Genomic DNA, 7,614 nt, shown 5'->3' with positions numbered 1-7,614 from the left:
ACACCCGACCAACCGGTCCGGCAGAACTCCGGGGCGTTCCATTTCGTATCACTATCTTATCGGAAGTGCCGGTTTCGTGTCAAACTGTCGGATTTCCCGACCATCGACTCGAACCCGCCGAACCCGCTAGGATTGCGACCACCCCGTTTCCAGGGCAACCCCTCTAACTTACTCCAACATCCGGTCGTTGTCCAACCGGATCTCGGCGTGACGCATGCGCCCCGACGAAGGGAGATGATCAGAAGGAGGGTCCCGAGGCTTTGGCGATCTCCGCCGACCCCCTCGGGCCTGTGAACTCTATGTACGCCGCCGGACTCCGTCAAATCGAAGTGCACGCCCTGCCGTGACGTGTTTCCCGGTTGCTGGGTAGAGGCTCCGTTATGACGGACCAAAGAGTGTTGCCCAGGGCGCTCGTCGTACTCCTCTGCACCGCGGGTGCCGTGGTCACCCTGGCGGGCATCAGGGAGATCGGGTCGATCGTCGGACCGGTACTGCTCGCTCTGATCCTGGTCCTCGCGGTCTCCCCGGTCAGGACCTGGCTTCGCGGACGCGGAGCTCCCGGGTGGACGCTGGTGGCGATCCCCCTGGTGATCGTGCTGCTCGTCCTCCTGGGCATGGTGGCGATCCTGACCGTGGCGATAGCGCAGATGGCGGCACTCGCGCCCACCTACGACGAGCAGTTCAACCAGCTCGTCGCGGAGGCACAGGAGCAGGCGGCCAGGCTCGGCTTCGGCACCCAGCAGATGAACGAGGCGATCAATTCCTTCGACCCGGGAAAGATCTTCGCGCTCGCGCAGGGATTCGTCTCGGGACTGCTGGGCGTCTTCTCCGGACTGGTCCTCATCATCGTCCTGCTCCTCGCCATGTGCCTGGACGCTCAGGCCTTCTCCAGGATCCTCGCCATGGGGGCGGAGCGCAGGCCCCTGCTCATCGGGGCGCTCAACAACTTCGCCCACAAGACCCGCCGCTACCTCCTGGTCTCGACGGGGTTCGGGCTGATCTGCTCCGCGCTGGACGTGGCCGCGCTCTGGGTTCTCGGCGTGCCACTCCCCCTCCTCTGGGGCGTGCTGGCGCTGATCACGAACTACATCCCCAACATCGGCTTCGTCCTGGGGTTGATCCCGCCCGCTCTGCTCGGTCTCCTTGAGGGCGGACCCAAAACCATGATCCTCGTGATCGTCTCCTACATACTGATCAACTTCGTGGTGCAGTCGCTGATCCAGCCGAAGTTCCTCGGTGACGCCGTCGGTCTGTCCACCACCGTCACCTTCCTCTCGCTCATCCTGTGGACGTTCGTCCTCGGCCCGCTGGGCGCGCTGCTCGCCATCCCGCTCAGCCTGCTGACCCGCGCGCTGCTGATCGACAGTGACCCCGACGGCCAGTGGGCCGCCGCCCTCGTCTCCGGGGAGGTTCCCGAGGACGAGCGGCCCGCGCCGGAGAGGAAACCGGGCGGAGACGAGGTGAAGTCCTCGCCGCCCGTACCCTGAGGCCATGTATCGCGAGTGGACGCCGGATCCCCGCCTCGCCGGGCGGGTGGCCTGCCTGTGGGTCAACGAGTCGTCCTCGGCCGCGACACAGCTGGTCGTGCCCGACGGCTGCGTGGATCTGATCTGGGGCCCAAGGGGAGCGCAGGTAGCGGGACCCGACACGGGGCCGAAACCCGTCCGGATGGTGCCGGGTGACCGATACGCCGGAGTCCGGTTCAGGCCCGGCGCGGTGGGCGAGTTGTTCGGTGTGCCGCTTGAGAGCCTGCGTGACCTGCGGGTGCCGCTGTCCGACCTCGAATCCCTCTCGGAACTGTCCGATCTGAAACCCCTCGCGGGACTCCGGCCGCCGGAGCCGCTCTTCGACGCCGTACAGCGGGCTCTGGCCGTACGGCTGCGCGTGACGCCCGAGCCCGACCCGTCCGCGCCCGCGATCGCCGAGGCGCTGCGGGCCGGGCGGAGCGTGCGGGAGGTCGCCTGGGAGCTGGGCCTCGGCGAGCGGCAGCTTCTGCGCCGGTCCGTACGGGCCTTCGGCTACGGGCCGAAGGTGCTGCAGCGGGTGGTCAGGTTCCAGCGGGCGCTTCGCCTGGCCAGGCGCGGGGTCACGGCGGCCGAGGTCGCCGCGCTCAGCGGGTACGCCGACCAGGCCCACATGGCGAACGAGGTACGGCGGCTGGCGGGCGTGCCCTTGAAGCGACTGCTCGGCCGGTCCGGTGGCGAGAGCACCTGATCGGGTCCGCGCGGGCCGTCACCCCGGCCCGCGCGCCGTGCCCGCGGTTCGGGGTCAGGCGGTCTCCATCGCGACCGCTCCGCCGCTCACCCGGCTTCGGCCGTCCGGGGAGGCGATCGAGACCTTCAGCGTGCTGGGCCGTCCCATGTCCACCCCCTGGATGACCGTGAACTCCGAGGAGCCGGTCCCGAGGACTCGCAGGTAGCCGCCGAACGCGGCGGCCGCGGCCCCGGTGGCGGGGTCCTCCACGACGCCCCCGACCGGGAACGGGTTGCGGGCGTGGAACCGCTCGTCGCCCTCCCGCCAGAACAGGTTCGTCGTCGTCCAGCCTTCGCGGGTCATGACCGCCTTCAGCCGCTCGTAGTCGTAGTCGAGGTCGGCGAGGCGTTCGCGAGAAGCTGCGGCGATCATGAGGTGATCGACGCCGCCGAACGCGACGTGCGGCGGGAAGGCCGGATCGAGTTCGTCGCGGGACCATCCGAGGGCGGCGAGCGCCTCCTCCAGCGCGTCCTCCGCGACGGGCCTGGAGTAGGTGGGAACGCTGGTGAGCGTGGCGCGGAGCGCGTCGTCGACGATCTCGGTGTCGACGACGATCTCGCCCGCCTTGGTGTCGAAGGCCAGGCGTCCGATCCCGAGGCGTTCGGCGAGCGCCACCGAGGTGGCGATCGTGGCGTGCCCGCAGAACGCCACCTCCGCCGAGGGGGCGAAATACCGGACCCTGAAGGCGCGCCGCTCGTCGTCGCGGTCGGTCACGAAAGCCGTCTCGGAGTATCCGACCTCGGCGGCGACGGCCAGCATCTCCGCGTCGGAGAGGCCGGCCGCGTCGAGGACGATCCCGGCGGGGTTTCCTCCTTCGGGATCGTGGGTGAAAGCGGTGTATCGCAGTATTTCCACGGTGCTCGTCACAGGACCGGAACCTATCAGCCAGGCCAGGGCTCGCCGGGGCCCACCGGTGCCCCGCCACGCGGCTGTGACGGGGACGCGGACACGGGAGTTGAGCGGATGTGGGAGCTCAGGTGGAGGCGGAGACGGGCGTCGACGGCGGTGGCCCCTCGGAGGAGGGGGTGGCGGGTGCGCGGAAGACCCGGCGCTCCCAGGGCATGGCGAGTGCCAGGATCGGCAGCAGCACGATGGACGCCTGCGACCAGACGACGTGGAGACTTCGCCAGGTGGCGGAGTCGAACTGAGTCATGTAGAGGTAGCCGTACCCCGCCCAGAGTGAGGCTCCGATGATCGCGGGCCACGCGAAGCGGGTGGGGCGGGCGATCAGGAACGGCATGAACCACAGGAGATACTGCGCGCCGAGCCTGGGGGTGGTGACCATGAAGGCGAGCAGCAGCGCCGTGGTGAGGTCGATCGGGTCGGCGCGGCGCCACAGGAAGGCCGTGATCAGCATGGTGACGTAGATCAGGCGGGTGCCGAAGGTGGCGATCCCCTGGTTGAGGTCGTTGACGCCGTTCATGAGGATGGCGCTGTAGCCCCACTGGCCGACGATCGGGCGGATGTCCTGGATCACCCGGATGACCTCGGGGATCTGGCTCAGCGAGGTGCCGGCGAAGATCGGCAGGGTGACGAGGAAGAAGATCGGCGCGATGCCTGTGGCCACGAATGCCACGGCGCGGGCGCGGAAGGTGGGCAGCAGCAGGAGCAGGCCGGGGATGAGCCAGATCGGCCAGCTCTTGGCGCACAGCGCGAGCCCCATCAGCAGTCCCGCGAACAGGGCCCGGCGCAGGGACTGCCGGTCGCCCTCGCGCGGGGTGAGCGCCACTCGGAGCACCCCGTCCGGGCCGAAGGCGTGCCGTACGGCGCCGGCGAGGCCGTGGAGGGCGACGCTCTGCCGCACCAGCGCGACCGGGTTGGTGGTCATGCCCGGCCGGTGGGGGTCGCCGGGACCTCGGGCGACGACGAAGGCGGCGACGCCGAAGACCAGGGCGACCGGCTCTACCTGGCCGTGGACGGAGGCGACGAGGATGGCGAGCGGGTTGCAGGCGTACTGGAAGGCGCGCAGCGAGGCGTTGGGCCCCCCGGCGAGCTTGCCGACCAGCGGGATCAGCACGATGTCCGCGACCACGGTGACCAGGCGCCCGCCGATCTCCCAGGGGATGCCCAGCCAGAGCAGGAGACCGTAGACGTAGGGGATGGTCGGCAGGAAGTGCCAGCCTCCCGAACTGCCCAGAACGGGATCCTCACGGTTCAGGACCGCCTCGCCGGCGGGCTTGAAGCTGTTGATGAAGTCGACCGGTTGCCAGGTGTCCACCGCCGATGTGGCCATGATGAGCACTCTGAAGGCGATTCCCACTCCCAGCACGACCAGGAGGGAGGGTCTCCAGCCTTTCCATTGCGCTACCAGGGCGAGCACGACACCGGTGACGAGGACGAACCCCGTGAGAATTGCGTAGTCCATGACGGCCCCTAGCCTGCCCGACCTGGCGACCAACCAGCCACCTGCATTCCCAAAACGAGACCACTCTGCCAGTTTTGCGGCCTTCGGGATCAGGGCCGTCGCGAAGGGGGACCGTCTCGGGGCGCGGGCGCGCATGCCGGAGAACCCGCAGGGCACACGGGGGTGGAACCTCGCCGCCGGAGGTCCGTCTCCTCCGGCGGCGAGGGGTTATCAGCCCAGGCCGTCGAGATAGGCCCGGTGGCTGCGGGAGAACTCGAAGGCGTTGTACCTGTCCCAGTTGATCGACCAGGTCATCAGGCCCCGGAGGTTCGGGTAGACCCCTCTGGGCCGGTACGTCCCGCAGTTCGTCCCCTTGGCCAGACAGTCGAATGCCTTCTGGACCTCGGCGACCGTGGTGAAACCGTTACCCGCGAACGGGGCGGCGGGCAGGCCGATCGCGACCTGGTCCTGGCGTAGGGCGGGGAAGACGTTGTTCGGGTTGCCCGCGATGGGGAAGCCCGCGAGCAGCATGTCGGTCATGGCGACGTGGAAGTCGTGGCCGCCCATGGTGTGGTACTGGTTGTCCAGCCCCATGATCGGCCCGGAGTTGTAGTCCTGGACGTGCAGCAGCGTCAGGTCGTTGCGCATCGCGTGGATGACGGGGAGGTACGAGGCGGCCCGCCGGTCGGCGGAGCCGTTGGGGCCGGGACCGTAGAACTGGTAGCCCAGCTGGACGAAGAACGTCTCGGGGGCCATGGTCAGCACGAACCTCGCGCCGTACCTGGCCTTGAGGGTCTTGAGCGCGGAGATCAGGTTGACGATGACCGGGGTGGTGGGGGCGGACAGGTTGGTGTCGCCGTTGTCGAGATAGAGGGAGTGGCCCTCGAAGTCGATGTCCAGCCCGTCGAGGCCGTATTTGTCGATGATGGCGCCCACCGACTGGACGAACCTGTCGCGTGCGGCGGTGGTGCTCAGCTGGACCTGGCCGTTCTGGCCGCCGATCGAGATCAGCACCTTCTTGCCGAGTGCCTGCTTGGCCCGGATCCCGGCGATGAACTCGGCCTCGGACTCGACGTTGGGGCACTCGGCGACCGGGCACTGGGTGAAGCGGATGTCTCCCGAGGTCACCGAGGTGGGTTCGCCGAAGGAGAGGTTGATGACGTCCCAGGCGTTGGGCACGTCCGCCATCCGCGTGTAGCCGGAGCCGTTGGCGAAGGAGGCGTGCAGGTAGCCGACCAGCACCCGCTTGGGCAGGGTTCCGGGGGGTGTGCCGGTGACGGTCGCGGAGACCGCGCCGGATCTCGCGGACTCACTCGAGGCGTTGGTCGCGCTCACCTGGTAGCTGTGCGTCCCCGCACCGGGGCTGTCGGTGTAGGAGGTCGCGGTGGGTGCGCCGACCTTCGTCCCGTTGCGGTAGACGTTGTAGCCGGTCGCGCCCGAGGAGGCGTTCCACCTCAGCGAGACGCTCGTGCCGTTGACGGTGGCGGCGAGCCCCGAGGGTACGGACGGGGGTGGCTGGCTTCCGCCGACCGTGACGGAGATCGCGCCCGATCTCGCGGACTCACCCGAGGCGTTGGTCGCGCTCACCTGGTAGCTGTGCGTCCCCGCACCGGGGGTCTCGGAGAAGGTGGTCCCGGTGGCGGTGCCGACCTTCGTCCCGTTGCGGTAGACGTTGTAGCCGGTCGCGCCCGAGGAGGCGCCCCAGCTCAGCGAGGCAATGGTGGCGTTGCCGGTGCCGGTGAGCCCGGTGGGCGCCGCGGGAGGCTGCCCCTGCCCCGGTGCTCCGTCGAGGACGATGTCGTCGGCCTGGTAGACGCCCTGGCCGTACCAGCCGTTGACGTAGATCGTGACCGAGGTGGTCGAGGCGCCGGTGGTGAACGAGGTCGACAGCTGGACGTAGGACGACGGTGAGGACGCCCATGTGCTGGGGTCGGTGCCGCCGGTGCCGGTCGCGCCGAGGAAGACGTAGCCGCCCCTCACCCAGGCCGAGAGGGTGTAGGCCGAGGACGGTCTGACGCTGATCGTCTGCTGACAGCGGGCGGTGTCGTTCCCGGCCGGTGTGGCCTGCAGTGCCCTGGTGCCACTGTGGACCGGCGAGGACACCGCCGTGGCCCCGGAGGAAGCCGTGCAGGTCCAGCCGGTCAGCCCGCTCTCGAAGCCAGGGTTGACCGCGATGTTGGCGGCGTGGGCGGGGGACGCGGCGAGCGTCGCACCGCCCAGCGCCAGTACGGCGATCGCCGCGAGTTTCCTGAGGTACATCCGATTTACCCCGCAAAGATCTTTAGGAGGGTGTTCGTGGGGCACGGCCCGCCCCCCGGGCGGGGTGCGGGCCGTGCCGGACGGGTCGTGCGGGAAGCATGGGAAGCGCGGTGCGTTTCCGCTTCCCGCACGCGCCGGGTGTCTTCGCCCGGCGCGCTCTCCGCTCTGGGCGGGCCCGCGCCGGACGTTCTCGCCATGGGCGGACCCGCTCCGCGCGGGTCAGAAGCCGGCGGTGACGCGGGTGAAGTCCCAGTCGCTCTGGGCGATCCCGCTGCAGTTGGAGGTCACGCCGCCGCCCGGGCAGGGGCGGTCGCGGTTGACCGCCCAGTAGGCGAAGCGGGTCAGGCCCTTGGACCTGGCCCAGTCGCGGATCTGGGTCCAGGTCGCCACCGTGGTCAGTTCCTGCTGGTCGGACAGGCCGTTCATGCCGGAGATGCCCATGCGGGCGTATGCTTGCGCGTCGGTCCAGCCGTTGGCGGCCTTGAGCGCGTTCTTCAGGCCTTCCGAGGCGTTGACGGTGTCGGTGTAGATGTTCGAGGCGCCGAAGTCGAACGGCATGATCGTGTAGTTGTCGATCGGCACGGCGAGCGCCTTGGCCTGGTTGATCAGGCGGATGCCGTGGGAGGTCGGGCCGGTGGTCGAGGTGCCGAAGGTGACGACGACCTTGACGTTCGGGTTGTTCTGCTTGACGATCTTCAGGCCGTTGAGGATGCGGTCCTGGACGGTGTAGTTCTCGAACTCGTCGGTGTTCTCGATGT

5 protein-coding genes and 1 pseudogene are annotated in these 7,614 nt (G+C 69.2%); 2 read left to right on the top strand and 4 right to left on the bottom strand.

The genetic code is table 11. The features are described 5' to 3' along the window. Nucleotides 1-380 precede the first annotated feature (380 nt). On the top strand, nucleotides 381-1,487 hold the full coding sequence (locus ACIBH4_RS39505) for an AI-2E family transporter (RefSeq protein WP_362521502.1): 1,107 nt from the start codon (nucleotides 381-383) through the stop codon (nucleotides 1,485-1,487). A gap of 4 nt (nucleotides 1,488-1,491) precedes the next feature. Then, the gene (locus tag ACIBH4_RS39500) at nucleotides 1,492-2,214 is read left to right on the top strand and encodes a DUF6597 domain-containing transcriptional factor (RefSeq protein ID WP_362521505.1); all 723 of its coding nucleotides are present in this window, start codon (nucleotides 1,492-1,494) and stop codon (nucleotides 2,212-2,214) included. A 54-nt stretch (nucleotides 2,215-2,268) separates the two neighbouring features. Here ACIBH4_RS39500 and ACIBH4_RS39495 read toward each other — a convergent pair whose 3' ends face one another. The 4 genes and pseudogenes from ACIBH4_RS39495 to ACIBH4_RS39480 all read right to left on the bottom strand — a co-directional run. After that, nucleotides 2,269-3,108, bottom strand: coding sequence for a PhzF family phenazine biosynthesis isomerase (locus ACIBH4_RS39495; protein ID WP_362521508.1), 840 nt, complete (start codon nucleotides 3,106-3,108; stop codon nucleotides 2,269-2,271). Between the two features lie 118 nt (nucleotides 3,109-3,226). Then, nucleotides 3,227-4,618 carry a hypothetical protein gene (locus ACIBH4_RS39490; RefSeq protein WP_362521511.1) on the bottom strand — a complete coding sequence of 464 codons (1,392 nt, stop codon included), beginning with the start codon at nucleotides 4,616-4,618 and terminating at the stop codon, nucleotides 3,227-3,229. A gap of 210 nt (nucleotides 4,619-4,828) precedes the next feature. Further along, nucleotides 4,829-6,856, bottom strand: coding sequence for a carbohydrate binding domain-containing protein (locus ACIBH4_RS39485; protein ID WP_362770325.1), 2,028 nt, complete (start codon nucleotides 6,854-6,856; stop codon nucleotides 4,829-4,831). A 219-nt stretch (nucleotides 6,857-7,075) separates the two neighbouring features. Continuing rightward, nucleotides 7,076-7,614: pseudogene (locus ACIBH4_RS39480) on the bottom strand (chitinase); the annotation flags it as partial.

It is taken from the genome of Streptosporangium sp. NPDC050284 (genome assembly GCF_044459525.1).
Taxonomy (GTDB): domain Bacteria; phylum Actinomycetota; class Actinomycetes; order Streptosporangiales; family Streptosporangiaceae; genus Streptosporangium.
Note: the sequence above shows the minus strand (reverse complement) of the source record. Positions and strands in the feature narration are given on the sequence as shown.